Annotated in this window: 19 protein-coding genes, 1 tRNA gene and 2 rRNA genes (1 of these 22 running past the window's edge); 10 read left to right on the forward strand and 12 right to left on the reverse strand. The window is 72.4% G+C overall.

The window, feature by feature from the left end; translation table 11 throughout:
* The 3 genes from WMF43_RS14260 to WMF43_RS14270 all read left to right on the forward strand — a co-directional run.
* Nucleotides 1-442 (forward strand): 23S ribosomal RNA (locus WMF43_RS14260) (it extends 2,568 nt beyond the left edge of the window).
* A gap of 135 nt (nucleotides 443-577) precedes the next feature.
* Nucleotides 578-694: ribosomal RNA gene (rrf, locus tag WMF43_RS14265) — 5S ribosomal RNA — on the forward strand.
* Nucleotides 695-2,432: 1,738 nt separating this feature from the next.
* Nucleotides 2,433-4,013 carry a transglycosylase domain-containing protein gene (locus tag WMF43_RS14270; protein WP_437680662.1) on the forward strand — a complete coding sequence of 527 codons (1,581 nt, stop codon included), beginning with the start codon at nucleotides 2,433-2,435 and terminating at the stop codon, nucleotides 4,011-4,013.
* 66 nt (nucleotides 4,014-4,079) lie between these two features.
* On the opposite strand, the gene WMF43_RS14275 is transcribed toward WMF43_RS14270, so the two are convergent.
* The 3 genes from WMF43_RS14275 to WMF43_RS14285 all read right to left on the reverse strand — a co-directional run bounded on the left by WMF43_RS14275 (nucleotide 4,080) and on the right by WMF43_RS14285 (nucleotide 6,248).
* Nucleotides 4,080-4,529 (reverse strand): nucleoside deaminase, encoded by a 450-nt coding sequence (locus WMF43_RS14275; RefSeq protein ID WP_437680664.1) that lies wholly within the window; start codon nucleotides 4,527-4,529, stop codon nucleotides 4,080-4,082.
* Nucleotides 4,530-4,645: 116 nt separating this feature from the next.
* Nucleotides 4,646-4,719, reverse strand: a tRNA-Arg gene (locus WMF43_RS14280).
* A gap of 893 nt (nucleotides 4,720-5,612) precedes the next feature.
* Nucleotides 5,613-6,248, reverse strand: coding sequence for a hypothetical protein (locus WMF43_RS14285; RefSeq protein ID WP_437680666.1), 636 nt, complete (start codon nucleotides 6,246-6,248; stop codon nucleotides 5,613-5,615).
* Nucleotides 6,249-6,318: 70 nt separating this feature from the next.
* On the opposite strand from WMF43_RS14285, the gene WMF43_RS14290 reads away from it, so the two are divergent.
* The 4 genes from WMF43_RS14290 to WMF43_RS14305 all read left to right on the forward strand — a co-directional run bounded on the left by WMF43_RS14290 (nucleotide 6,319) and on the right by WMF43_RS14305 (nucleotide 12,614).
* Nucleotides 6,319-7,128 carry a redoxin domain-containing protein gene (locus WMF43_RS14290; protein WP_437680667.1) on the forward strand — a complete coding sequence of 270 codons (810 nt, stop codon included), beginning with the start codon at nucleotides 6,319-6,321 and terminating at the stop codon, nucleotides 7,126-7,128.
* 33 nt (nucleotides 7,129-7,161) lie between these two features.
* Nucleotides 7,162-8,565 (forward strand): VWA domain-containing protein, encoded by a 1,404-nt coding sequence (locus WMF43_RS14295; protein ID WP_437680669.1) that lies wholly within the window; start codon nucleotides 7,162-7,164, stop codon nucleotides 8,563-8,565.
* A gap of 16 nt (nucleotides 8,566-8,581) precedes the next feature.
* Entirely contained in the window at nucleotides 8,582-10,114 is a 1,533-nt protein-coding gene (locus WMF43_RS14300; protein ID WP_437680671.1) for an acyl-CoA carboxylase subunit beta, read from the forward strand.
* A 61-nt stretch (nucleotides 10,115-10,175) separates the two neighbouring features.
* The gene (locus tag WMF43_RS14305; RefSeq protein ID WP_437680673.1) at nucleotides 10,176-12,614 is read left to right on the forward strand and encodes a S8 family serine peptidase; all 2,439 of its coding nucleotides are present in this window, start codon (nucleotides 10,176-10,178) and stop codon (nucleotides 12,612-12,614) included.
* A 31-nt stretch (nucleotides 12,615-12,645) separates the two neighbouring features.
* Here WMF43_RS14305 and WMF43_RS14310 read toward each other — a convergent pair whose 3' ends face one another.
* Nucleotides 12,646-13,104 (reverse strand): hypothetical protein, encoded by a 459-nt coding sequence (locus WMF43_RS14310; RefSeq protein ID WP_437680675.1) that lies wholly within the window; start codon nucleotides 13,102-13,104, stop codon nucleotides 12,646-12,648.
* A 275-nt stretch (nucleotides 13,105-13,379) separates the two neighbouring features.
* On the opposite strand from WMF43_RS14310, the gene WMF43_RS14315 reads away from it, so the two are divergent.
* On the forward strand, nucleotides 13,380-14,615 hold the full coding sequence (locus tag WMF43_RS14315) for a pyridoxal phosphate-dependent aminotransferase (protein WP_437680676.1): 1,236 nt from the start codon (nucleotides 13,380-13,382) through the stop codon (nucleotides 14,613-14,615).
* On the opposite strand, the gene WMF43_RS14320 is transcribed toward WMF43_RS14315, so the two are convergent.
* The 5 genes from WMF43_RS14320 to WMF43_RS14340 form a co-directional block, all read right to left on the reverse strand.
* Nucleotides 14,602-16,320 carry a L,D-transpeptidase gene (locus WMF43_RS14320; protein ID WP_437680678.1) on the reverse strand — a complete coding sequence of 573 codons (1,719 nt, stop codon included), beginning with the start codon at nucleotides 16,318-16,320 and terminating at the stop codon, nucleotides 14,602-14,604. The genes WMF43_RS14315 and WMF43_RS14320 overlap by 14 nt on opposite strands.
* 91 nt (nucleotides 16,321-16,411) lie before the next feature.
* Nucleotides 16,412-16,570, reverse strand: coding sequence for a hypothetical protein (locus tag WMF43_RS14325; protein ID WP_437680679.1), 159 nt, complete (start codon nucleotides 16,568-16,570; stop codon nucleotides 16,412-16,414).
* Between the two features lie 218 nt (nucleotides 16,571-16,788).
* Nucleotides 16,789-17,523 carry an AgmX/PglI C-terminal domain-containing protein gene (locus WMF43_RS14330; RefSeq protein ID WP_437680681.1) on the reverse strand — a complete coding sequence of 245 codons (735 nt, stop codon included), beginning with the start codon at nucleotides 17,521-17,523 and terminating at the stop codon, nucleotides 16,789-16,791.
* An 88-nt stretch (nucleotides 17,524-17,611) separates the two neighbouring features.
* Nucleotides 17,612-18,448 (reverse strand): metallophosphoesterase family protein, encoded by an 837-nt coding sequence (locus tag WMF43_RS14335; protein ID WP_437680683.1) that lies wholly within the window; start codon nucleotides 18,446-18,448, stop codon nucleotides 17,612-17,614.
* Nucleotides 18,449-18,635: 187 nt separating this feature from the next.
* Nucleotides 18,636-20,843 carry a hypothetical protein gene (locus WMF43_RS14340; RefSeq protein WP_437680685.1) on the reverse strand — a complete coding sequence of 736 codons (2,208 nt, stop codon included), beginning with the start codon at nucleotides 20,841-20,843 and terminating at the stop codon, nucleotides 18,636-18,638.
* 325 nt (nucleotides 20,844-21,168) lie between these two features.
* Between WMF43_RS14340 and WMF43_RS14345 the strand changes: the two genes are divergently transcribed.
* Nucleotides 21,169-21,558, forward strand: coding sequence for a hypothetical protein (locus tag WMF43_RS14345; protein WP_437680687.1), 390 nt, complete (start codon nucleotides 21,169-21,171; stop codon nucleotides 21,556-21,558).
* A gap of 105 nt (nucleotides 21,559-21,663) precedes the next feature.
* On the opposite strand, the gene WMF43_RS14350 is transcribed toward WMF43_RS14345, so the two are convergent.
* Both WMF43_RS14350 and WMF43_RS14355 read right to left on the reverse strand, forming a co-directional pair.
* Nucleotides 21,664-22,089 carry a hypothetical protein gene (locus tag WMF43_RS14350; RefSeq protein ID WP_437680688.1) on the reverse strand — a complete coding sequence of 142 codons (426 nt, stop codon included), beginning with the start codon at nucleotides 22,087-22,089 and terminating at the stop codon, nucleotides 21,664-21,666.
* A gap of 205 nt (nucleotides 22,090-22,294) precedes the next feature.
* Nucleotides 22,295-23,032, reverse strand: a complete 738-nt coding sequence (locus WMF43_RS14355; RefSeq protein WP_437680690.1) for a hypothetical protein — start codon at nucleotides 23,030-23,032, stop codon at nucleotides 22,295-22,297.
* 112 nt (nucleotides 23,033-23,144) lie between these two features.
* On the opposite strand from WMF43_RS14355, the gene WMF43_RS14360 reads away from it, so the two are divergent.
* Nucleotides 23,145-24,131 carry a 3-oxoacyl-ACP synthase III family protein gene (locus WMF43_RS14360; RefSeq protein ID WP_437680692.1) on the forward strand — a complete coding sequence of 329 codons (987 nt, stop codon included), beginning with the start codon at nucleotides 23,145-23,147 and terminating at the stop codon, nucleotides 24,129-24,131.
* Nucleotides 24,132-24,191: 60 nt separating this feature from the next.
* Here the strand turns inward: WMF43_RS14360 and WMF43_RS14365 are convergent, their stop codons facing one another.
* Nucleotides 24,192-25,094, reverse strand: coding sequence for a LysR family transcriptional regulator (locus tag WMF43_RS14365; RefSeq protein WP_437680694.1), 903 nt, complete (start codon nucleotides 25,092-25,094; stop codon nucleotides 24,192-24,194).
* Nucleotides 25,095-25,185: the final 91 nt, after the last annotated feature.

A 25,185-nucleotide genomic window follows, 5' to 3' on the forward strand; every position in this document is an offset into this window, starting at 1 on the left:
CGCGCCTGAGAGTTCATATCGGCGGCGCGGTTTGGCACCTCGATGTCGGCCCATCGCATCCTGGGGCTGGAGCAGGTCCCAAGGGTTCGGCTGTTCGCCGATTAAAGCGGTACGCGAGCTGGGTTTAAAACGTCGTGAGACAGTTTGGTCCCTATCTGCCGTGGGCGTAGGACACTTGAGAGGAGCTGCCCATAGTACGAGAGGACCTGGGTGGACGTACCTCTGGTGCGCCGGTTGTCCTGCCAAGGGCATAGCCGGGTAGCCATGTACGGAACGGATAACCGCTGAAAGCATCTAAGCGGGAAGCCGGCCTCAAGACTAGGTGTCCCGGGCCGCAAGGCCCCTAAAGACCCCTTGTAGACCACGAGGTTGATAGGCCGGATGTGGAAGCCGAGCGATCGGCGGAGCTAACCGGTACTAATAGGTCGTGCGGCTTGACCATACTTCTAAGGCAAACATCGAAGCCTCGCGCCCGGAGTTCGGGTGACGAGCAGCGCAACACAGCTGACGCTGACCTTGCGTGGAGGACCGTGAACGCGGGCTCCGCAGGGTTTCCAGTTGGACGCACCCACAAGTTTCCGGTGGTGATATCGAGGAGGTCACACCCGATCCCATACCGAACTCGGAAGTTAAGCTCCTTGGAGCCGATGGTACTGCTAGGGCAACCTAGTGGGAGAGTAGGACGCCGCCGGGATTTTCTCTTGACCTGCGCACAGCAGCACCTGCTGTGCGCAGGTTTTTTTTTGTCCTTTGTCTTCGGGCCTCCGGGCTTGGGTCTGGTTCGGCTGGCTCCGGCCGCCTCGATGGCGCTGGTCCAGATCGCCCGGTCGCTGGGAGGGCGTCGCGAGCTGCCCGGCCTCCGGCGAGGGTGCTCGTCGCGCGGCGCAGGGGACAGGCTGAACTCGCCTTGGACGTCGTGTCCCCTCCGTGCTGCGCACTCCGGAGACACGACGTATCCGGGCTCAAACAACAGCCCGTCCCCCGCGCCGCGCGACGAGCACCCTCGCCGGAGGCCTACCGTCAATCGAACGGGTCCGGCGCTCCACTCAACCGCCCTTCAGCCCGATGACTTGGCGCTAAAGGACGGTCCGTCGCCACGCCGCACCTCTTGCCGGGGCCCTACCGTCAATCGAACGGATCCAGCGCTTCTCCCCAACCTTCTTTCCATAGTCCAATGGTAAGCGCCGGCGGGTGGGGGCGCGCGGCGGGGGCGGGCGGGCGCGCCGAGCACCGACCGAGGTGCCATAAGGCTTCAGGGGGCTCGAGGCTGCAGGCGCGCCTTGTGTGGCGCGCAACGAAACCTCCCAGCTGGCGAGGCCCGAAGGGAGACATGCCGGGCGGTGTTCCCAGCGCAAGCTCCCTCGTCCCAGTCTTGCCGATTGGCCAGCGCCCGCCCGCCCCCGCCGCGCGACCCCACCCGCCGGCGCGCCCCGCTTGGAACTACCTCGCCCCCATGCCCGCGGGAAGCGACGCACACGTTTGCCGTTCGTACCGTGGCATCGAGCGACGAGCTCCGGCGTGAGGTGAGCTGTACCCAGGTGCAATTTTCCACCGAAGTCTCGGCCGGCGCATGCAGCCCGAGCCTCTCAAGATGGCCGTCCGAAGGACGCTCCGAGTTTCGCTCGGCCCCCAGGCGTTGCTACCCTAGGTGAACCTTGGGATCCAAGCGCTGGAGAGTCGCCTCGGTGGTCGGTGGTGCCCTCGGCTGTGGGCTCATCGCAGGGTTTGCGCCCTTCGTGCGCTTCCAGGCCGAGCGCGCCGCTGACAGGTACGGCGCTTCCGTCGCGATCGAACAGGTCCGACCTACATGGGACGGCGTGGTGTTGCGACAGGTGAACGTCCGACTGCATGGCGCGCCAAGCGTGTCGATCCGGCTGGATGAGGTCGACGTCGCGCTCGGCTGGTCCGGACGCCGCATCACGATGCGAGGGGGGGTAGTCTCCGCGGTCGGTACGCAAGATGCGATCCTCCAGGAACTGGAGGCATGGCGGGCCGGGCAGCCCGCAGGTCGCCCGGGCGCCAGCACGGCGGAGGGCGGTGGGAGCACGGAGCTCGAGGGGCTGAAACTCGCCTGGAACGACCGGGCCGATGCACCCACCGAGAGCATGTCCGCTACCGGGGTGCGCCTCTCACGCGCCGACGGACGTCTGACCATCGCCGCCCAAGAAGCGATGTTGTCGCTCGGGCGTGCATCCTTCTCGGTTCGAGAGGGCCAGCTGGCGCTCGTCCGCGAGCGCGCGAGCTACCAGGTTAGCGGGCTCTCGGCCGTGGCCATCGACGCCGAGATCGCGCTTCCAGCGGTCGAACCTGAGCCTCCGGTCGCCCCCGAGCCCGCGGGGAACACGCGGCCGGCACAGGTCACGAGAACAGCGGAAGGCAGCGAGCGACAGGAGCCAACGCAGAACCGCGGGGCCGCGATTCGTGATGCCCTGGTGCGCACGGCCAGGGGCATCGACCTGGCGCTGGGCGAGGGAGCCAAGGTCGACGTCGCAGGGGTGACCGCGCGGCTCAAGCGCGGGGCCGACATGCTGAACCTGGGGCCAGGCAGCTTCGCTGTCCGGCGGGAAGCCGGTGCTCTGGTCGTGGAACTCTCGCCTGGCGAGGCGGCGATCGCGGCGGTCGGCGTCGACGCCCAGCAGGCGCTCACGTTCCGCCTCCGGGTACCGATCACCGACGCGAAGGACACCCCGCAGGAGATCGTTGCCGATGTACACGGCGGACCCATCTGGCTCTCGACCCTCGGCGTCCACGAGGGGGACATGGGGCTGTTCGACGTGGCGCGTACCTCGATCGTCAGCCGGGCGCGCATCGTCCTCTCGGCGGACGGCCAGACGCTGGGCGTCGATGGAGAGGGGCGGCTGAAGAACCTCTCGTTGCAGAGCGCGGCCCTGGCGGACGAGCCCATCGCAGGCCTCGACCTGGCGTGGCGAGCCAAGGCGACCGGAAAGCTCGACGGGTCCAAGATCGTCGCAGAGGACGCGGAGATCGATCTCGGCGCCCTGCGGCTGATCGCGCGCGGCGAGTACGAGCACGCCGGGGCATCCCACCGGGTTCGCGGCAGCTTCGAGGTGCCCCTCACGGCCTGCCACTCGATGCTGGACTCGGTGCCCAAGGGGGTGGTGGCGAAGCTCCACGGCATGCGGCTCGCCGGCTCCTTCGGGATCGAAGGGAAGCTTCGATTCGACACCGCAAACCTCGACCGGACCTTCTCGCTCGACTGGGGCATCTCCAACACCTGCCGCGTCGCCGAGATGCCGCCCGAGCTGAGCGTCGACCGCTTCAGGCGCGCCTTCCAGCGCCTCGTCTACGGGCCAGGTGGCCAGCGCGTCGAGGTCGAGTCCGGGCCAGGGACCCCCGAGTGGGTTCCCTACGAAGACATCTCTCGCTTCATGGAGGTCGCCGTGCTGACCACCGAGGACGGCGGCTTCCACCGGCACCACGGCTTCGACGAGGAGGCCATCAAGAACTCGATCCGCGAGAACCTCCGAAAGAGGCGGTTCGTGCGGGGAGCGAGCACCGTCAGCATGCAGCTGGCGAAGAACCTCTACCTCGAGCGGACCAAGAGCGTGGCGCGCAAGCTCCAGGAAACCCTGCTCACGATGTACCTCGAGCAGGAGCTCACCAAGGAGCAGATCATGGAACTCTACCTGAACGTGGTGGAGTTCGGACCGCTCGTCTACGGGATCGGCGCCGCGGCGCGGCACTACTTCAACACGACGGCGGCCCAGCTCTCGCTCGGACAGGCGCTCTACCTCGCGTCGATCCTGCCAAACCCGAACGTGCAGCACTTCAGCTCGAGCGGCGAGGTGACGCCCGCATGGAGCGGTTACCTGCGAAAGCTCATGGAGATCGCGCACAAACGCCGTCGGCTCTCCGACGAAGAGCTCGAGAAGGGGCTGCAGGAGACCGTCGTGCGAGGTTCCCCGGCTCCTCACCTGGCGCCCCGGCCGCTCGCCGAGGACGTGGAAGAGAGCATGGCCGAAGAGCAGGGCGGCACGTGGGCGGCGCCCTGACCGAAGCGCCCGTGGCAGGCGCAGGCGTCCCGACCGGCGGGCACGCACGGAGCCGGGCGCTCGCGGTCAGCGTTTGACGGCAGCGCTCCGGAGCTTCGCGAAGAACGCGCGGAGCAAGGCGGCGCTCTCGTCCGCAAGCACGCCCGACGTCACGGCAAAACGGTGGTTGAGCCGGCTGTCCCGCCCGATCGCGAACAGCGTATCGACCGCGCCCGCCTTCGGGTCGGGGCAGCCGTAAACGAGCCGCGCGATCCTGGCATTGACGAGCGCGCCCGCGCACATGGGGCACGGCTCCAGCGTCGCGTAGACCGTCGCTCCCTCCAGCCGCCAGCGGCCAAGCCGCCTGGCCGCCGCCCTCAGAGCGTCTACCTCGGCGTGCCCGGTCGGATCCTGGTCGATCTCTCGCCGGTTTCGGCCGCGTGCCAGCACGGCACCATCGGCACCCACGATGACAGCTCCCACGGGGACGTCCTCGGCAGCTGCCGCAGCCTGGGCCTCCGCGAGGGCCTCGCGCATGTACCGCACGTCGGCGACAACCGCATCATCCGCCTGCTCCGCGCCGGAGAGGAGCGCATTTGCTCCAGGATCCATGATGGATGATGATTTCAGGATCGCTCACACAACCGATCAGGCGCGCCCAGGAAGATTCGAACTTCCGACCCCCGGCTTCGTAGGCCGATGCTCTATCCAGCTGAGCTATGGGCGCTCTCATCAAGGCAAGCTGGAAGGCATGGCTACGCCACGCCCTCCTCGCGTCCGCGTTCGATTGCGCGAAGCGAGTGCCGGCGTTTAGACGGCTCTGGGCTGGCTGTCAAAGAAAAAGTGAATCGGGTCCGAAAACACACGCCCGGAGGCGCTATTTCCGCGTTCGCACGTCAGCGAGCCCCGCGACTCCCTGGACGTCGCGCCAACAGGGGGACGTCGCGCCAACAGGGAGGCGAGCGGTGCCATTCGATGACGCGAAACAGCAAGCTCGAGGCCGTCCGGCGAACGCGTGCGACAAGCTCGAGGCCGCTCGGCGCTCTTCGCCGTGCGACGACGGGGCGACGTGCTCGAGAGCACGCGGCGCGTGTCGCATGCGACGCCGCGGACGAAGCACTCGCGGCCTTCGCTTGGACAGCCGTGGCACAAAAACACAGCGCGCGGCGATTCCGGAGGGGAATGCCGCGCGCCTTCCTAGGCTCTCAAAGCAAAAGGCGAAGCGTTGAAGGCGCTGCAAGAGGCGAACAAGTGAACCTGGAGCAACCAGAGAAGGCGTAAGCCAAGCAGTAGCTGAGCTTCAGACGAGGCGAAACAAGCGCCAGCCGAATGACCAAGCCAAGTCGAATAAGGCCTGTCGGGAGGGAGGAGGACCGCGACACGCTGCAGCCCACAGCGAGGAACGCGGTCAATTCCGCCTGGAGCAGCGTTCGTGCCATTCTTGCGGGGCCGTCCGCGGCCCAGCTCCCGGCGTCCGGCCTCCGGCGGAATAAACGTGTTTCACCGCGGTTTCCCGCGTGCTGACCTGTACAGGGGTGGCACAGGCCGGGGCATCGCTGTCGCGTCAGGGGCAGCGCTTCGCAATCTTTGCGGACTGTTGCCACGGAGAGGTGGGGGACTTCACCGAGGACCGCCGAAGAGGTGGTCGTGCGGCGCGTCAGCGTGGCAGCGCTTGCAGAGAGCCAGGGGGCCGCGGTGAGTGGCTCGGCCCTGAGGCGTGAGGAGGAGGTACTCCCAGTCGCCGCCATCCGGGTCGTAGCCGGCCGGCCGCTTGACCATCGCGAGGAGCGTCACCGGCTCGGATGAGCCCGCTGTGTAGTGAAACTCGACGAGGGCCGCGCCCGGCGGGAGAACGCGACCCGGGCCGAGCACCGGGTAAGGCTCGGCAGCGGCGTTGATCCGCACCTCCGCCTCCAGCTCGCCCGTGAAGTGCTGGGACCGGGCGCGGCCCGTGGCAGGCTTGAAGCTCGGGAACTGCGCGGCGAGCTCCCAAGTGGAGGCCTCCGGAGGCAGAGGCGCACCAGACGCGGCGGGCGCAGGCGCGGTCGCGCGAGGCTCCGCGGCGAGGCTGCGCCCGATCCACGCCGCCGAGGCGTCGTCGGGCGCACGGGGGCGGGGCGGCGAGGCGCAGCCGAGCGGCAGGGGCGGCCCCACGGGAGGCGAAGGCGCCTCCGTCGACACCACCGCGATCGTCGCGCAGGCCAGGGATGCCGCGGCGAGCGCGCGCCGCGCAGAGAGGCGGAATCGGGACCGCACCGGTCGAGATGCTACACTGCCCGGGATGCACCTGGCCGCTTCCAGGCAGGGCCGCGCGTGGCGCGCCCTCTTGACCGCAACCCTGGTCGCGCTGTCGGGCGCGGCGCTGATGGGAGGCGCTCCGCACGCAGCAGCCCAGGAGGCGTCTCGTCGCGCCTGGCTCGGCGTCGAGCTGGAACCTGGTCCGTCGGGGGGGGTGATCGCGAAGCACGTCGTCACCAGCTCGCCAGCGGCCAAGGCGGGGATCGTGGACGGCGACCAGGTCGTCTCGGCGGATGGCGTGCCGCTGGAGGACCCGAAGCAGCTGGTGGCGCGGGTCGCGCTCGCAGGACCGGGAAACACCGTGAACCTGCGGATCCGGCGCGGCGGTCAGGAGCGCGACGTCACGCCGACGCTGGCGCCGTTCCCCGGGCGCGATCAGATCCTCCGCCTCGACAAGATCGGGACCTTCGCGCCAGCCTGGAAGTCGCTCTCCACCGTCGCCGGGACGGTCCCGGCGAACGTCGGAGCCCTGCGCGGCAATGTCGTGCTGCTGGATTTCTGGGCGACCTGGTGCGCGCCGTGCCGCCTGATGGCCCCGCAGCTCTCGAAGTGGCACGCGACGTACGCCGCGCAGGGGCTGCGGGTCGTCGGCATCACCAGCGACAACGTCGGCGTCGCGACGAAGACGGCGCAGGCGCTCTCGATGCGCTACGCGGTCGCGTCCGACAGCGCGGAGTCGACCTCCGCAACCTACGGCGTGAGCGCGCTGCCCACGATGTTCGTGATCGACAAGAAGGGCGTCATCCGCGAGGTGCTGGTCGGCTACGACCCGTCCCGTCACGCCGAGATCGAGAAGCTCCTCAAGACCCTGCTCACAGAGCCGGCGCCGGCGCCCTGACGGCCGCGAGCCCGCGCCGGGCGGGTAGCCCCCATGTTGCTCTCCATCGACGAGTTCCTGTGGGCGCTGCGGCGCGACGGCTTCGCCGTCTCGACGTCGCAGGCGATCGACGTCGCGCGCGCGTGCGCGCTGGTCGGGTTCGGCGATCGCGCGGCGCTGCGGGACGCCATCGGCGCGGTGGTCGTCGAGCGCGCGGCGGAGCTGCGCCGGTACCACGAGAGCTTCGCGCGCTTCTTCTCCCCCGAAGGCGCGCACGTCGGCGATCTCTGGGGGCGCCTGCGAGAGCGAGGCTTCTCGGACGGCGAGCTCTCGGCCCTGCGCGATCTGCTGAGCGCCGCGGCGGAGCGGAGCGGCGCCTCGGGCGACGCCATCGGGTTCCACGCGCTCGCCGGGAGCGCCGGGGAGCTCGACAGCGTGCTCCGGTCGGCGGGGATCGCGCGCGTGCTCGCGCCGATGACGAGCTCGCTCCAGGTCGGGTTCTTCACGCAGCGGGTGATGGACCAGCTCGGCGTGCGGGGCGTCGCGAGCGCGCTCCGGCGGATCCGGAGCGCCCTGCAAGAGGCGCTCGGCGACGACCGCGGAGGGGCCCTCGCTGACGCGCTGACCGCCGAGCTGGACCGGATGCGGCACCGCGTGCGCGAGCACGTGGCGCTGACGCTGCGGCGCTCCGAAGGCGAGGAGCCCGCCTCGGCCGGTCGCATGGACGTGCCGTTCGCCTCGCTCGACGAGGGCGAGATGGAGGAGGTGCGCCGCGCCGTGCGGGAGCTCTCGGAGCGGCTCCGCGGCGCCGAGCGGGTCCGCCGGCGCCGGGCGCGGCGCGGCAGGATCGACCCCCACCGGACCCTGCGGCGCAGCCTCCAGACGGGCGGCGTGCCCTTCCGGCCGGCGCGGCGGGCGCGCCGACGCGACAAGCCGCGGCTGATGGTCCTGTGCGACGTGTCGGATTCGGTCCGCGTCGCCGCGAGGTTCATGCTCGAGTTCGTCTGCGCGGCGCAGGAGCTCTTCGATCGGACGCGCTCGTTCGTCTTCGTGAGCGAGCTCGCCGAGACGACCGAGCTCTTCGAAGGCATGCCGACGAACGCCGCGCTGGAGCGCATCCAGCGCGGCGAGGTGGTGAGCCGCGCGCACAACTCGAACTACGGGCGCGTGCTCAGGGCCTTCGAGGAGCGCCACGGGCGCGAGATCGATCGGCGGGTGACCGTCGTGATCCTGGGCGACGGCCGGACGAATTACTTCGCGGACGAGGCGGAGGTCGTGCGGCGCATCCGCGACCGAGCGCGGGCGGTCCTGTGGCTTTGCCCGGAGGGGCCGGGGGCCTGGGGGACCGGCGACAGCGCCATGCTGCGCTACGCGGCGGCGTCGACCAAGGTGCTGGTAGCCCGGACGGCGCGGGAGCTCGAAACGGCGGCGCGAGAGGTGGTCGCCCGGCGCGCTTAGGGCTATGGGTCGCGCCATGTCGCTCGATCAGAAGCTGAGGGAGCTCACGGCGCGCATCGAGAAGGGGGGCGCGCAGAAGTACCACGACAAGAACGCGGAGCAGGGAAAGCTGTTCGCGCGGCAGCGCGTCGCGCTGCTCCTCGACGAAGGGAGCTTCATCGAGGACGCGGCGCTCGCCAACGCGCAGGATCCCGAGCTGCCGGCGGACGGCGTCATCACCGGCACCGGGACGATGGACGGGCGGCCCGTGTGCGTGATGGCGAACGACTCGACCGTGAAGGCCGGCTCGTGGGGGCGCCGCACCGTCGAGAAGATCCTGCGCGTGCAGGAGACCGCGCGGCGCCTCCGGTGCCCGCTGTTCTACCTGGTCGACTCGGCCGGCGCGCGGATCACCGACCAGATCGAGATGTTCCCCGGGCGGCGCGGCGCGGGCCGGATCTTCTACAACCAGGTCGAGCTGAGCGGCCTCGTGCCGCAGATCTGCCTGCTGTTCGGCCCGTCGGCCGCGGGGGGCGCCTACATCCCGGCGTTCTGCGACGTCGTGTGCATGGTCGAGAACAACGCGAGCATGTACCTGGGCTCGCCGCGGATGGCGGAGATGGTCATCGGCGAGAAGGTGACGCTCGAAGAGCTCGGCGGAGCGCGCATGCACTGCTCGGTCTCGGGGTGCGGGGACGTGCTCGTGAAGACCGAGGAGGAGGCGATCGCGTTCGCGAAGCGGTACCTCGCGCTGATGCCGCAGAGCTCCGCCGAGGCCCCGCGCCGCGCCGAGCCGAGGGCGGAGAAGCCTGGGCAGCGGCCGCTCGAGGACGTGATCCCCGCGGACGAGAACAAGCCGTTCGACATCCTGGCCGTGATCGACGCGATCGTCGACGAGGGCAGCTTCGTGGAGATCAAGAGGCTCTTCGCGCGCGAGATCGTCACGGGGCTCGCGCGGATCGAGGGGCGCGCGGTGGGGATCGTCGCGAACCAGCCGAAGTACAAGGGCGGCGTGCTGTTCGTGGACTCCGCCGACAAGGCCGCGCGGTTCATCTGGCTCTGCGACGCCTTCAACATCCCGCTCCTCTACCTCGCGGACGTGCCGGGGTTCATGATCGGGACCGTCGTGGAGCGGCAGGGGATCATCCGGGCCGGCGCGAAGATGATCGCCGCCGTGAGCGAGGCGAGCGTGCCGAAGCTGTCCGTCATCGTGCGCAAGGCGTACGGCGCCGGGCTCTACGCGATGTGCGGGCCGGCGTTCTCGCCGGACGAGTGCATCGCGCTGCCCTCGGCGTCCATCGCGGTGATGGGGCCGAGCGCCGCGGTGAACGCCGTCTACTACAACAAGATCCAGGCGATCCCGGCCGGGCCCGAGCGCGACGCGCTGGTGCAGAAGCTGCGCGACGAGTACCGGGCCGACGTCGATCTGGAGAAGCTCGCGAGCGAGCTCGTGATCGACGCCGTCGTCCCGACCTCGAACCTCCGCCGCGAGGTGGCGCGCCGCTTCGAGCGGTACGCCGGCAAGGTGGAAGAGCGGCCGCGCAAGAAGCACCTCGTGCCGCCCGTGTGAGCGGCGAGGGTGATGTGCTCCGCGGGGCCGGTCGCGCGGGAAGGTGGTGTAGACTCGCCGCGTGTTGGCCCGCAGGTCGTTGCTTTCCCTCGCGCTGCTCGGCTCCCTTCTCGTTCCAGGCGAATCGCGCGCCGACGCGCCAGCCCCGGCCGTCGCGCGCCTGCTCCGCTCGCGCCTCGGGCGACATCCGCTCGCCGACGCGCGCGGGCGCATCCCGGTGATGGTGCCGCTGCCGGCCGGCGCCGATGCACGGGCGCTCGGGCTGCTGCCGGTCGCGCCGGGGTTCGGCGCGATCCGGCTCGCGCCCGGGGAGGTCGAGGCCTTCTCCGCCGCGAACCCCGGGCTCTCGCTGCTCACGGGGCCGCCGCGGATGCCGCTCCTCGACCGATCCAAGGGGTGGCTCCGGCTCAAGCAGTACCGGGAGGCCACCAAAGGGGGAGACGGTACGGGCGTCGTCGTCGGCGTCGTCGACACCGGCCTCGACGTGACCCACCCGGACTTCCGGGACGCGAGCGGCAAGACGCGCATCCAGTGGATGCTCCAGGCAGGTGAGCCGCGAGGGCTGCACGCGCCGCTCGAGCAGAGGTACGGGTGCGGCGACCCGGACCAGTCCCCCTGCGCGATCTTCGCCGCCGCCGACATCGACGCGATGCTCGCGGAGGACCGGCCGGGGATCCTGCGCGACATCTCCGGCCACGGCACACACGTGGCCTCCATCGCGGCGGGCAACGGCGGGCCGATGGTCGTGCCGCGGCCGCGGTACGTTGGGGTCGCGCCCGGGGCCACGCTGATCGTCGCCGCGCCATCGCGGCCCGGAGAGGGGTTCGAGGACCCGGACATCCTCAAGGCGGTGACGTTCATCTTCGAGCGCGCCGAGGAGCTCGGCATGCCCGCCGTCGTCAACCTGAGCGTCGGGAGCGACTTCGGGCCCCACGACGGGACGAGCCCGCTCGAGAAAGGGCTCGCCGCCATGGTCGGCAAGGATCGCCCGGGCCGCGCGATCGTCGTGGCCGCCGGCAACAGCGGGGCGCTGTACGAGGTCGACGGGGAGGGGCCGATGGGGAGCCACACCGAGGCGCACGTCTCGCCGCACGCCGAGACGCGCGTGGCCATCCGCACGCCGAAATCGTCGGACGGGCAAGGGTACGTCTGGATCACCTTCCGCCCAGGCGACGAGGTGTCGGTCGGCCTCGATGGACCGGGCGGGGAAGGGTGGATCGGCATGATCGATCCCGGCGAGGACGCCGGCTACTCGGAGGACGACGGCGAGACGACGGGCGCCGTGATCAACCGGCTCGCGAACGGGAAGTCGCCCATCACCGCGGACACGAACAGCGCCGTCGTGGCCTTCAGCGGGGCATGGGACGCAGGGGAGTTCGTCATCCGCCTGCAAGGGCGCGGGGAGGCGCAGCTCTGGGTCACGGGGCTCGGCGACGTCTCGCCCTCGCACGACCTCGGGCTCCTGTTCACGCGCGCCGTCAAGCAGGGGACGATCAACGTGCCCGCGAGCCACCCGGACCTGCTCGCCGTGGGGTGCACCATCAACCGCGTCAGCTGGACCCCGCGGGACAGCCCCGTGGGCGTGCGCCTCTTCGAGCTCGACGGCACGGCGATCCAGGAGGACAGCGCCTGCTACTTCAGCGCGGCCGGTCCCACGCCGTTCGGGGTGGCCAAGCCCGAGATCAGCGCGCCCGGAGGCTTCGTCGCGGCCGCCATGGCGAGCGGGGTCGATCCGCGCGACCACCGCGGAGGGCTGTTCGACTCGCCCGGGTGCCCCGACGACGAGCCTTGTTATGTGGTCGACGACTACCACGGGGTCGCGTCGGGCTCGTCGATGTCGGCGCCCCAGGTCACGGGCGCGATCGCGCTCCTGTTCCAGCACAACCCGAACCTGACCCAGGCCGACGTCACGGAGGTGCTCCAGGCGGGCGCGCGCTACCCGAGGGGCGCCGTCCCGCTCGAGGCGCAGCTCGGCCCCGGCGTGCTCGACGTCGAGGGAGCGCGGCTCGCGCTCGAGGCCGTCGAGACCGGGAGCAACGCGCCGGCGATCGAGAAGAGCTGGTACGTGCTGTCGAGCGCCTACGCCCGGCCCGACCCGTCATGGCCCGTCTGGGGCACGGTCGAGCTCCGGCGGGAGGACGGCTCCCCGGTGGGAGGCCAGCGCGACAAGCTCGCGCTGTCGCTCCGCGGCGGGGTGGTGCACACGCCGCTCGCCGAGGTGCGCCGCGGCCTGTGGCGGTTCGCGATCGCCGCGCCGCGCGGCTCGGGCGGATCGACGGTGGACGTCGACGTGCTCTACGACGGCGTCTCGCTCGGCGCGCGCGCGCTGGCGGTCGGGAGCGACGTGTGGATGGCGGGCGGGGAGCTCGAGGCGGCGAGCGGAGCGTGCGCCTGCGCCGCGACCGGCGCGGAGCGGGGGCCCTCGCCGCGTCGAGGCGCGCTCGGGCTCGCGGGCGGCCTCGCGGCGGTGCTGGCGGCGCGCCGGCGGCGCCGGAGGTGAGCTCCGCGCCTTGGGGGGACCTCGGGTCACTTCACGGGGGCGGGGGGAACGGGCAGCACGGCGGGGTGTCCCCGGCGCAGACGTCGCTGCCGGACGGCGTCGCGCAGGTGCAGAGCGCGGCGCCGTTGACGACGCAGAGGCACATGCCCGCGAGGCAATGGCTCACGAACGTGTTGCCGGCCGCATCACAGAGCTCGGAGCTGCACTCGACGAGGCCCGTGCCCACCGAGGCGACCTGCGCGCAGTCTTCGACGCGCCCCACGGGATCCGGCGCAGCGCAGCCCACGCTCGCCCCGCCGCTGCCGTCCGTCGACGTGGACCCCGCGGCGCCCGGTTCATCGCCGTGCCCGCCGCTGCGGCCCGACGTGGTGGACCCCGGACCGGTCGCGTCGCTGCCGCCGCTCCCGTCGGTGTCCACGTCCACGCGGCTGCCGCAGGAGAGCCCGAGCGTCGCCATGGCTGCTGCGGCAAGAGAGCCAAGAATCCTCATCGGGGAACCTCCAGGACCTCGGAAGAGGCGAGCGCGGTGAGCTCGTCGAGCCCGCCGCGGCGAGCTCCTGAGCGGGCACGGTACCATCGCCCCGGAGCCCACGCGCGGCGAGGCTGGCGTGGACGAGGGCGGCGAGCTGCTCTCCGCGAGGCGCGCCAGGCTGCGGTCCGGCGCCGCCCGTGTCACCGTGGCCGAGCACCAGACGGCGACCGACGGCGGCGACCGACGGATCAGGGGCGTTGATGGAGAGACGGGCGAGCTCAGATCGATCATCCATGGCGGAGGCGGAAGCGGGGGAAGCGCCCGGGCCGAGGCCGCTCCGCTTCGCGGGGCGCACCGGCTGGGATCTCTCGGAGAACCGGCTCGCCTCCGTCCTCGCCGAGGCGCGCCGCGCGGGGCGCGCGCTCGTCGATTTCACCGAGGCGAACCCGACGCGCTGCGGGATCGTCGACACGGCGCCCCTCGTCGCGCGGCTGGGCGAGCCGCGCGGCTGCCGGTACGCGCCGCTGCCGCTCGGCGACCCCGGCGCGCGGGCCGCGGTGTCGCGCTACTACCAGGAGCGCGGGCTCGACGTGCCGCCGGAGAACGTCGTGCTCACCGCCAGCACCAGCGAGGCCTACGGCTGGCTGCTCAAGCTGCTCGCCGAGCGCGGCGACGACGTGCTCGTCCCCGTGCCGTCGTACCCGCTGCTCGAGTTCCTCGCCTGCCTGGAGGACGTCGCGCTGACGCCCTACCCGCTCGTCAGGGAAGAGGGGTGGCGGATCGACCTCGGCGCGCTCGAGCGCGCCGCCGGGGAGCGGACGCGGGCGGTGGTGCTCGTCCACCCGAACAACCCCACCGGCTCCTTCGTGCGCCGCGACGAGGCCGCGGCGCTCGAGGCGCTCGCGCTGGAGCGCGGCCTCGCCCTGATCGTCGATGAGGTGTTCGGCGACTACACGCACGGGGTCCTCGCCCCGGACCGCCTGCCGAGCTTCGCCGGCCCGCGGCAGGCGCTGACGTTCGTGCTGAGCGGGCTGTCGAAGGTGATGGCGCTGCCGCAGCTCAAGCTCGGCTGGATCGCCGTGTCGGGGCCGCCGGCGCTCGCCGCCGCGGCGGTCGAGCGGCTCGAGATCATCGCCGATACCTACCTCTCGGTCGGCACGCCGGTGCAGCTCGCGCTGCCGGAGATCCTCGCCGCGCGCGCGCCCGTCCAGCGCGCGATCCAGGCGCGCGTGCAGGCGAACCTGGCGGCGCTCGACGCGGCGATCGCGGCGCGGGGCGGCGGCGCGGTCCGGCGGCTCCCGGTCGATGGCGGCTGGTACGCGACGCTGGAGGTGCCGCGCGTGTTCGACGAGGACGGCTGGGTCGAGCTCCTCGTGCGCGACGAGGGGGTCATCGTCCACCCCGGCTATTTCTTCGACATGCCGCGCGACGGCTTCCTCGTCGTCGGCCTCCTGCTCGAGCCGGCCGTGTTCGCGGAAGCCGCCGCGCGGCTCGCGGACCGGCTCTCGCGCGCGATCAGCGGTGGATGAGGACCACCGTGGATCGGCCGGCGTCACGGGAGGCCCGCAGGCCGTGCCACCCCTCCGGGACCTGTGGATCGGTCCAGGCGAACATCTGCTTCGCGTCGATCGGGGAGAGGTTGACGCAGCCGCCGCTCTTCAGCTCGCCCCACGCGTCGTGCCAGTACGCGCCGTGCAACGCGTGGGGGCCGCTGAAGTTCTGCACGAACTGCACGTCGGAGTGGACGATGTTGTCGTTCGTGCTGGACACCATCGTCGCCGTCACGAACTTGCCGTCGATGCGGAAGCGCCCCGTCGGCGTCGCGGCGGTCTCGATCGCCGGGATGCCCTTCCTCGGGACGCCGCCGCGCCCGGGCGAGATGAGCGTCGCGAAGACCGGGGTGAGCTCCTCGTACGCGACGAACCAGCCGCCGAGCACGCTCACCTCGATCCACTTTCGCGGCGGCGAGGAGGGCTCGTTCTCGCCGTCGAGCGGGGCGCGCTTCGCCGCCTCGATCACCACCGCGTCGTCCGCGAGCACGTAGATCCCAGGCTCCTGCGTCTCGAGGTACCGCGCGTCTCCCTGGACCTCGGCGCGACCCGTGAGCCCGACCCACGCGAGCCGCGCGAAGGACGCGCCGGTCGGCTCGATCTGACCGCCCGCGCCGCGCTGGTACTTGGGCCGCTCCGTCTTGCGGAAGAACGCGAGCGGGAGCGAGCGCCCGTCCTTCAGCCAGACGCCCTGGAACCTCGATCGCGGGTACGGCTTGAGCCGATCCTTCGGCATGTACGCCTGGTCCGACGTCACGACCCAGGTCCGATCCAGCGCGTCGAACGCTCGGGTGAACCCCACGGTCGAGCCGTTCACGATCCGGTCCCGGCCCTCGCGCACGAGGTCGCCGAAGGGGAACAGCGCCGGGGCAGCGACGCCCGCCGGCCTCAGGTCGACGCCGACGAGGGCCTCGTCGATCTCCCGGACGGCCTCGTCGGTCAGGCTGCCGGCGGCGCGCGCCTTCGCGACGTTCGCGAGGTGCTCCTCGAGATCCCACTCGGCGCGCCGCTGCTCCTTCGCGCTCGGGAGCCGCGGGTAGCGCGGCGCGCCGGTCGACTCGGCGTACTCGTAGGGCCACGGGGAGTCGACCTTGGGCGCGTGGGGGCGCAGCGCGACGACGATGGGGTCGTTCGGGTCGACCGTGGCGCTGGCGCCGGCGCAGATGTACCCCCGCGGCTCGACGGCGTACCAGGCGTCGCAGCCCTCGCCGCGCGTCCGCGCAGCCTCGACGCTGCCGCCGCGCAGCGCGACCGAGCCGCCGAGCCCCAGGTAGCCGCTCCACCCCCGCGTCGGGTACGGGCCGGGGCTGATCCAGGCGAACCGCGCCTTCGAGTAGATGCGCGCGACCTCCCCGGCCGCACCCGCGGCGGCCGTCCCTTCGGCCTCCGCCGGAGCCGGCGCCTTCGCGCGCTGCGCGCCGTCGTCCGGCGCGGCCCGCTCGGCGTCCGCGCGCTGCGCGCCGTCGTCCGGCGCGGCCCGCTCGGCGTCCGCGCTGGCCTGCGCGGCGCCCGGCGCAGCGGCGCCCGGCGGAGCCGGCGCGGGCGCGTCTTCCTGAACTTCCGCCTCGGGAGCGGCAGGCGCGGCCGCGGCGGCGGGGCTCTCTTCGGAGCATCCGGCGGCGCCCCCCGACGCGACCACCCACGTCAGGACCGCGAGGAGCAGGGAGGACGGTGACCTATCCACAAGGGCAGGAGACTACTTGCCGGACGCCGCGGCGGACAAGCGGACGGCGACCCGCCCCTGCGTCACCCGCCCCGCGATCGTCGGGCAGGGCCTACAACCTGCCGAGCACGGCCACCACGAGCAGGATGACCCCGACGACCGCCGCGGTGATCATCATGAGCCTCATCAGCCGCGGCTTCAGCCACCGCCACAGGACGAGACGAGCCACCTTCCACAAGAGCACCAGGATCTGCCGGAGGACCTTGCCCACGGCGAGAGCGTAGCGCAGTCGAGCGGCGCGCGCCCCAGCGAGAGCAGGAGATTTCACGCTCGCTGGCCGGGACCCGCGGCCGCACCTCGCGCCGACCGGCCCTGGACGGCAGGGCGCGGGCGGCGGGCCCGTCCGGTCGGCCTCCACCGTCGATCGCCGCCCGCGCAGCGGCGCAGCGACGCGGCGGCGCGGCGGTAGGCGAGCGGCGGCGCCCGGCGTCAGTCGATGTCGACGCTGACCTTCGAGGCGTAGCTGCCAGGGGAAGGGAACGTGATGTCGCGGAGCGCGCCGGCGACACACTCGGCCGCGTCCTCGCCCCGTTCGTCGGCGCTGGAGACGCCCACCGCGAGCGGCTTGCCGTCGGTGTCGATGTAGAGCGTCGCCTTGAGCTGGCTCGCGCCGGCCTGGCTCCGGCAGGACTCGAGCGCCGGCCGCGCCTTCTTGTACGGCGTGCCAAGCTGGTCGGGCGTCCACGGCACCGGCGGACGCTCGTCGCTGCTCGGCTCGAACGTGAAGCTGTTCTCGGCGAGGCCCTCGCCGCCGACCGGCTTCGGCCACCGCGTCGCCTTGAGGACGCTCAGCATGCACGCCTCGGTCTCGCGATCGCCGAGCGTCGACTCCTTCACGAACGCCCAGCGGGCCGCGCCCTCCTCCGTCACCCGGACCTTGAACCGGATCTCGCCGCCGAGGTAGGGGATGCGCCGGACGCCCTTCTCGTAACAGCTCGAGAGGCGACGCGAGGCGCGCTCGAACGCCGCTTGCACCTTCTCCTCGCTCATCGCGCCGATCTCGGCGCTCGCGCTCATCGACGGGCGCGACGCATCTTGCGGGCCTTCATCGCGCATCACCGGCGCCTGAGGCGCGGGCTCGGCGCCGCCGCAGCCCACGAGGGCAACGGGCGCGGAGAGACAAACGAGGGGGATCGATCCTTTGAAGAAGCGAATGAATTTCATGCGTCGACAGGAAATCTATACGAGCCCTGTCTTCCGGCGAAAGGAGGGCGTTGAAGGTGAGATGCACCTCCAGTGCCCCTGATAGTTTCTACGCCATCGCGAAATTCGACGCGCCGCTCCGTACACGCGTCGTCTCCGAGAGGAGGCGTCCGTGGCGCACACGGTAGAAGCGCAGCGGCGCATGTCCGTCCACGAGCGCCTGCGCGCAGAAGATCCGAGGCGGCGCGCCGGCGCGCACAGGGGCATCGTTCTCGCGGTGTGTGTGGCCGTGAATGACGTGGAGATGGTCGTGCTCGTGGAGCAGCGCCATCAGCTCGGCGCAGTTGATGAGACCGTCGAGCCACTGCCATGCGCCGATGGGGTGGCGGAGCGGCGGGTGATGCTGCGCGAGCACCAGCGCGTTGCCCGACCGCCGCGTCTCGGCGGCGAGCGCGGCGACGTGCGCGAGCTCGCGGGCCGCGATCGCGCCCGCCGAGCGGGTCACCGGCTGCATGATCGCGGTGGAGACGGCGGTCACGATCGCCCCGGGGAGGGCGACCGTCGTCCCCGGCCCGCTCGTCGCCGCGAAGGGGCACAGCGGGCCGCCGAGGGCGCGCTCCCACGCGTCGCCTCCGGCGTAGGCGTCGTGGTTGCCCGGCACGAGGGTGACGTGCTCCGGCGCCCAGCCGCTCTCCGCCAGCACCGCGGCGAGCACCTCGAACTGGGCGGGGGCGCCGTCCTCGGTGAGGTCGCCGGTGAGCACCAGGTGATCCGCGCCGCTCCGCCGCGCCTCGACGAGCGCGGCCAGCGCGCGGCCGCGGCGCTCGGCCGCGTCGATGGGGCGGCCGAAGCTCAGGTAGCGGAGCCGCCAGCGCTCGGCGCCGCGGCGCCGGTCGTGATCCGCCTCGAGGAGATGGAGATCGGTGAGGTGTGCGATCGTCGTCATCGGCGCCCATCGTGCTTCCTGCCCCACGTCGTTTTCGCGACATCAACGCAAGCTCTCGACGACGCAGCTCGAGGCCGCGCAGCGCGCGCCACCATCCGGACGCGCGCGCCGACGCACGAGAGCGAGCTCGACCGGGCGCACGTCCTCGACGGGGCGAGCCGGGGACGTGCGCGGCGCGCCGCGCCGCCTAGGGGGCGGTCGCGGTGATCTCGGGGACGGGCAGATCGCCCTCGGTGACCTCGTCCCGCTCGCGGTTGCCCTGGAAGGTGTTGTCCTTCTCGACCGCCGGCGCGCGCGCGCCCTGCAGGACCAGGCCGAACCGGTTGCCGGTGGCGCGAGAGCGCGCGAGCGCGCCGTCGCTGTCGCTGAAGAGCAGGCCGGCGCGCGCGCAGCCCTCGACCTGCGCCGCGCTCACCTCTGCCGTCGAGCCGAGGGCGAGCAGGCCGTCCCCCATGTCCGGGACGAGCTCCGCTTGCGGGGCGTCGCCCACGGCCGAGAACGTCCCGATCTCGACGCCGCGGACGAGCGTCTCCTCGATCGCGCTCGGCGAGGACAGCAGCAGCACGCCCGCGGCGCGGCTCGCCAGCACCGCCGTCCTCTGGACCACGAGGCGCTTCGCCCCGCTGCTCAGCAGGCCGACGCCGCCCGCACCGCCGCGCTCCTCCGGGCCCGTGCCCTCGATGAGGCTGCCCGAGAGCTCGAGGCGCGCTCCCCTGATCGCGGCGACCCCGGCGACGTGGCCCGCCGCGACGTAGGTCGACGTCAGCGTGGCGCCGGCGGCCTGCACCAGCACGCCGGCCGAGAGCTCCGGATCGATCGGGCTCGCGCGCGTGCCCTCGACGATCACGCCGCCGGCGGCCAGCGTGCCCCCCGACACGAGCAGGCCGGCGTCGCCGGCCTGGAACACGACGTCCGACGAGAGCGACAGCGAGCCGCCCCGCTGCTCCACGGCGTAACCGGGGCGGTCGGTGCCGGCGGCGCCCGCGCCGTGGAAGAGGTTCCCGGAGGCGTCGACCTCGGTCCCGGCGTCCGCGACCGTGAGCTGCGCGTCGCACGCGCCGGAGAGCACGTTGGACTTCAGCGTCGCGCGGGCGCCCTGGTCCGCCTTGACGTCGCTCGAGCCCGGCGCGCCCTCGGGCGGGGCGGCGATGAGGTTCCGCGTCGCCGCGAGCGCCGCGCCGGCGCCCGTCACCAGCGCGCCCACGTGGTGGTGGACGAGGGCGTTCGCGCTGAGCCGCAGCGCGCCCGCGTCGACGAGCGCGCCGACGGCCTCGCCCGCGTCCGCCTGCGAGGCGGTGACCTCCAGCAGGTTGCCCTCGGCCGTCACCTCCTGCGCCTCGGAGCTGACCCTCAGGTTGATGGTGCCGTCGAGCAGCGCGTTCTCGGTGAGCCGCGCGCTCGCCCCGGAGAGGACGAGCACGCTGGTCAGGACCTCGCCCGCGCCGCCGCTCGGGCGCGTCGCCTGGACGACGCTGCGGGACAGGTCGAGGTGCGCGCCCGGGTGCGAGACGACCACGACGCCGCTGCCGCTCGCGCCCGCGACGTGGACGTCGCGCACGGAGGCCTGCGCCGCATCGACAAACAGCCCGATGGACGCGCTGGCCACGCTCACGCCGCGCACGCCGGCGCCCTCGACGTCGTGGATCCAGATCGTGCTGAGGTTGCCCGTCTCGTCGCTCTGCGTGCCCCGGAGCGTGACCTTGGAGGCGCACCGGCCGACGAGCTCGATGGGCCTGTCGATCTCGACCGCCTCGTCGTAATCGCCCTCGGCCAGGACGATGCGCCCGCCGTCCTGCACCTGCGCCAGCGCCGCCGCGACGGTCGCGAACGGCTTCACCCGAGACCCGTCGCCGCCCCCGCCGCCGTGGCCCGGATTGACGTGCACGTCGCCGGGCATCTCGACGAGTTGACCCCATGTGTCCTCGCCGCAGCCGTCGGGCCCGTCCATCGAGACACACCCCGCCTGCGGGACGGCGAATGTCCCCGGCGGGCACACGGCCATGGTGGGACGGCAGCCGTCAGCTCCCATGAACTCCGCCGCACAGCCGGAGATCCCGACGTCCACGCACCCCTCGTCGTGCTTCGGGGCCGTCCCGGGCGAGCACTTCTCGAGCGCGGGGCGGCAGAGGCCGTCGTCCTCGATGAAGTCCTCGGCGCAGCCCTGAATGCCCACCGAGACACAGCCGCTCGAGCTGCTGAGTTGATCCGGGGCGCACGCGGGCGCGCTGTCGTCGATCGCCGGTACCTCCAGGGGCGCAGGGAAATGGGTGCCCTCGCAGCCGAGGAGCGTGGCCGCGCCGAGACTGACAACAAGAGCGGAGAGACGCCGGGGCGTCGCGGGTCCGAGCTTCGCGCGCAACACCCCATCAACGTAGCAGATGAAGGCGCCGCGCATACCGGTGGTGCGCTCTTTTTCACCGCGTTTCGCGCGCGTTGAGCGCTTTGAGCGCGTTGCGCCGCGCTGCGCCGCGCTGCGCCGCGCGCCGTTCGTCGCGATCATCGCCGCTCGAGACCGGACATTCACGGTCGTGACCCGGACAGCGGCGATGCGTCGTCCGGCCCCGCGGCCCCGCCGGAGCGTCCGTGTGCGGCGTACACCTCCTCTCCCGGGCGCTGTGCGCGCGGGCCCGGCGATCCCGGAAGGCGGCTCACTGGACGCCTGCCGTGCGCGCGGGTCGGAGCGGCCGTCGCGGCGTTCGTCGATGGACGGAAGACGAAACTTGGGCCAACCTCGAGGCATGACGACGTGCAGGGAAGAAGCTCTCCGCTGGGTCCACCGCTACGCCATCGGCGGCGCCGCGTTCGCGGCCCTCCCGCTTCCGGTCTCGACGTCCGCAGGGCTCGTCGCGATCGAGACCCACATGATGTCGATGGTCGGCGAGATCTACGGCGAGAGCGTCGGATCCGTGGCGACGACCGCCGCCGGCGGGAGCTTCGCGATCCTCGGGCAAGGGCTGAAATTTCTCGCCACCCGGGCCGTCGGCTTCGTCCCCCTGATCGGGCCGGCCATCAAGATGACCATCGCGGGCCTCACCATCGAGGCGATCGGCCGCGGCGTCGTCGGGCACTTCGAGCGCAAGTACCCGGGCAAAATTTTCCACCGAGCTTGAGCGCGCCGCGCGCCGCGCGCAGGGCGCCGCGCGCAGGGCGCCGCGCGCAGGGCCAGGCGCGGCGCGCGCCCGGGAGGAGCACGCGCCGCGCAGCATGGGTGTAGGTCAGTCCTCTTCGCAGCCGGAGCAGGCGAGGGGGCACGTCCCGTTCACGGGCGTCTGGCAATGCAGGTCGGGCGCGTCGGCGCTGGTGCCGTAGTCGCAGCAGAGCTCGATCGTGGCATCACAGCACTTGAGGCCGCAGCAGATGCCCTCTTCGCAGCCGAAGCCGGGATCGCAGGCGTCCCTGCACTCGCCTTGAATGCAGGCCTGATCCGCCGCGCAATGGTTGCCGCACTCACCGCAGTTGAACGGATCGTTGAGCAGGTTGACGCAGGTCTCCGGGCCGCCGCAGCACGTGAGGCCCTCCGCGCACGTGCACACCACGCCGCCCCCGCCGCCGTCGCCGCCCGTGCTCGCCGTGGACGCCGGCGAGCCGCCCTCGCCGCCGCCCGAGGTCGAGCCGGTGACGTACACCGCGGGAGGATTCACGGTGCCGGGGTCGGCTTCACATCCAGCGACAGCGAACAATGCGGCCAACGACACCAACGCGATGACCCGATGACAGTGCATGAGCACCTCCAAGCCGAGATTCAACCTACCACGGCGGGTCGAGGTCACACGAGGTTCCTGGTGCACGACGCGGCGCGTGCTGCGCCGCCGCGCGCGTCAAGCCGGCGGCGCAGCGTCTGCGACATCAGGGGTTGATGAGCTTGCAGTCCGACAGGAGCCCCGAATACCAGTCATCCGCCCTGTCGAGCCAGGCACCCTCGCTCGACCAGCGGATGCCAGGCCGCTTCATCCTGCCCTCGACGGTGTAGGTGCACTTCACCGCAAACCGTGCGGACGGCAGCGTGCCCGTGAGGGCGGGCTCGCTCCAGAGGCCGGCCGCGAGGAACTGCACCCTGTCCGTGGTGGTGTAAGGGCGGAGCAGCTTCTTTTCGTCGGCGTCGCCCTTCGACCAGCCCTTCGTGGGCGACTCGAACGCACAATGCCGCCCGTTGATCTCCTCGGCCGACCAGCAGGCGAGATCCTTGATGTCCGAGGAGACGAGGGTGACCTCGACCTGGGACTTGTCCCCGGTCTTCCACTTGGGCCCGGCGGTGCCGCCCGCGGGCTCGCGCCCGAAAAAGGCGAACGCGCCGGCGAGGCCGCCGATGATGATGAGGAAGAGGATCATGCTCTTGCCGAGCGAGCCGCCCTGCGGATGGGCGGTCGCGCGCGGCCGCGCCCCGGGCTTCTTGCCCGCCGCGCGCCGCGCAGCGCCCGCCTGCTTCGTGGGCCTCGAGGGCGCGGAGGGCGCGGTGGCCGCCGCGCGGCGCTCGCCTTCCCCCTCGGTCGTGGCGTCGTCAGCGTTGCGCGCATCGGCCTCGTCGGCGGAGGTGTCGTCCGTTCCGGGGTCGTGGCGGTCTTTGTCGTCGGAGCTCGTAGCCATCGGGGCGCTTTATGTACCGGAGCGCGCCCGCGACTCAAGCGTTCCGTGGGCCGCGTCGCAGGTCGCGATCGTGCGTCCCATCCCGCAGGGCATGATGTAGGCTGCGACGCCGATGACCACCGATGCCAGAAATCCTCGCGCGCGCATCCTCGGCACAGGCCGCTCGCGGCCGCTGGTCGCGCCGGAGGACGCGGCGCCCGCGGAGGCGCCGCTCCCGGACGGCGGCGCCGGCGAGGCGAGCGCGGCGCCGCGCGGGGCCGCGGCCGGGGAAGTGACGAGCGACCTCGCGGCGAGGGCGGCGAAGGCGGCCCTCGCCGCGGCCGGCCTCGGGCCGGGCGACGTGGAGATGCTCATCGTCGCCACCTCGAGCGGCGACGCGCCGATGCCCGCGACGGCGGTGTACGTGCAGCAGAAGCTCGGGGTCGAGTCCGTCCCGTCGTTCGACCTCTCCGCCTCGCTGGCGGGCTTCGTCTATGGACTGTCGGTGGCGAACCAGTTCGTCTCGGCCGGAACGCTGCGGCACGTGCTGGTCGTCGGCGCGGACATGCTCTCGCGCCGCGTGGATCCGCGCGACCGGACCTCGGCCCAGCTCTTCGGCGACGGCGCGGGCGCGGTCGTGGTCGGGCCGGCGGCCGGGGACGGGCGCGGGATCCTCGGCGTGAGCCTCCGCGCCGACGGGAAGAAGGCCGACGTGCTGCAGGTGCCCGGCGGCGGCTCGGCGGAGCCGCTCACGCAGGAGCGGCTCTCGGCCAGGCGGCAGTACCTGCGCGCGAAGGTGCCCGAGCTGCGGCAGGCCGTCGAGGAGCATCTCGGCGCCCAGGCCGCGGAGGCGCTCGCGGCGGCGGGGCTCACGCCCGCGGACCTCGACTGGGTGATCCCCCACCACGCGGACGACCACGTCGTGGCTTGCCTCTCCGAGCGCCTCGGCTGCCCGCGGGAGCGCATCCTCGGCGCGGGCTCGACGTGCGCGGGCGCGGGCGCGGTCGCCATCACGCTGGACGAGGCGCTGCGCGACGGCCGCGTCCGGGCCGGGCATACGGTCCTGCTGTGCGCGCTGGGCGGCGGCCTCGCCTGGGGCAGCGCGGTGCTCCGCATGTGAAGGCCGCCGGCGCGGCGCGCCGGTCCCATGGGAAGGACGCCGGCGCGGCGCGCCGGCGGGTCACACGCCGGCGGCGACGTCGGCGATCACGCCGCGTAGCCACGTGTGCCCCGGGTCGGCCTCCAGCCGCTCGTGCCAGACCATCCCGACCTTCGCGGCGGGCAGGGCGATCGGCGGCGGGTAGATGCGCAGGCCGAACGAGGCGGCGAACGGCTCGGCGACGCGGCGGCTGAGCGCCGCGACGAGGTCGGTCTGCGCGACGAGCGCGGGGACGAGCAGGAAATGCGAGACCCGGACGCCGACGGTCCGGCGGAGGCCGTGGGCGGCGAGGGCGCGATCGACGCCGGTCGGGCCGTCGTCCCGCTCCGAGACCACGACGTGAGGGGTCTCCACCCACGCCTTCGTCGTGAGCCGGGCGCGGATCCTCGGGTGGCCGCGGCGCGCGATGCACACGAACCGCTCCTCGAAGAGGCGGGTCCGGCCGTGGCGCGGCGGCACGCGGTCGAAGTAGCCGAGGACGAGGTCGACCTCGCCGCGCGCGAGGGTGTCCGGGACCTCGTGCAGCCCCCACGGCCGGACCTCGAGGCGGATGCCAGGGGCGTCGCGCGCGAGGCGGGCGAGCAGCGGCGGGAGCAGGACGAGCTCGACGTAATCGCTCGCCGCGAGGACGACCGTGCGCTCCGCGGACGCGGGGTCGAACCGCGGCTCCGCGAACGCCTCGGCGAGCGTGGCGAGGCCGCGGCGCACCGGCTCGGCGAGGGCGAGCGCGCGCGGGGTCGGGGTCACCCCGCGCCGGCCGCGCACGAAGAGGGGATCGCCGAAGAGCGCGCGGAGCTGGCGGAGGGCGTTGCTCATCGCGCTCTGGGTGACCCCGACCCGCGCGGCGGCGCGCGTGACGTGCCGCTCGGCGAGCAGGGCGTCGAGCGCGACGAGCAGGTTCAGGTTCACGGTCGAGAGATTCACGTTCGTGATGATACCTCATCACGATCATTCGTTGGATAACGGAGGCGCGAGCGCGCAGATTCCCCTCGTCGACGGCGCGGAGAGAGGTCCG

This window comes from Sorangium sp. So ce131, assembly GCF_051519095.1.
Lineage (GTDB): Bacteria > Myxococcota_A > Polyangia > Polyangiales > Polyangiaceae > Sorangium.

Bases quoted from the DNA above. Each gene is read 5' to 3' on its own strand.
- WMF43_RS14330 (WP_437680681.1), bottom strand. From the start codon at position 17,523: ATGAAATTCATTCGCTTCTTCAAAGGATCGATCCCCCTCGTTTGTCTC.
- WMF43_RS14275 (WP_437680664.1), bottom strand. From the start codon at position 4,529: ATGCGCGAGGCCCTCGCGGAGGCCCAGGCTGCGGCAGCTGCCGAGGAC.
- WMF43_RS14335 (WP_437680683.1), bottom strand. From the start codon at position 18,448: ATGACGACGATCGCACACCTCACCGATCTCCATCTCCTCGAGGCGGAT.
- WMF43_RS14300 (WP_437680671.1), top strand. From the start codon at position 8,582: ATGTCGCTCGATCAGAAGCTGAGGGAGCTCACGGCGCGCATCGAGAAG.
- WMF43_RS14340 (WP_437680685.1), bottom strand. From the start codon at position 20,843: ATGCGCGGCGCCTTCATCTGCTACGTTGATGGGGTGTTGCGCGCGAAG.
- WMF43_RS14315 (WP_437680676.1), top strand. From the start codon at position 13,380: ATGGCGGAGGCGGAAGCGGGGGAAGCGCCCGGGCCGAGGCCGCTCCGC.
- WMF43_RS14360 (WP_437680692.1), top strand. From the start codon at position 23,145: ATGACCACCGATGCCAGAAATCCTCGCGCGCGCATCCTCGGCACAGGC.
- WMF43_RS14310 (WP_437680675.1), bottom strand. From the start codon at position 13,104: ATGAGGATTCTTGGCTCTCTTGCCGCAGCAGCCATGGCGACGCTCGGG.
- WMF43_RS14295 (WP_437680669.1), top strand. From the start codon at position 7,162: ATGTTGCTCTCCATCGACGAGTTCCTGTGGGCGCTGCGGCGCGACGGC.
- WMF43_RS14355 (WP_437680690.1), bottom strand. From the start codon at position 23,032: ATGGCTACGAGCTCCGACGACAAAGACCGCCACGACCCCGGAACGGAC.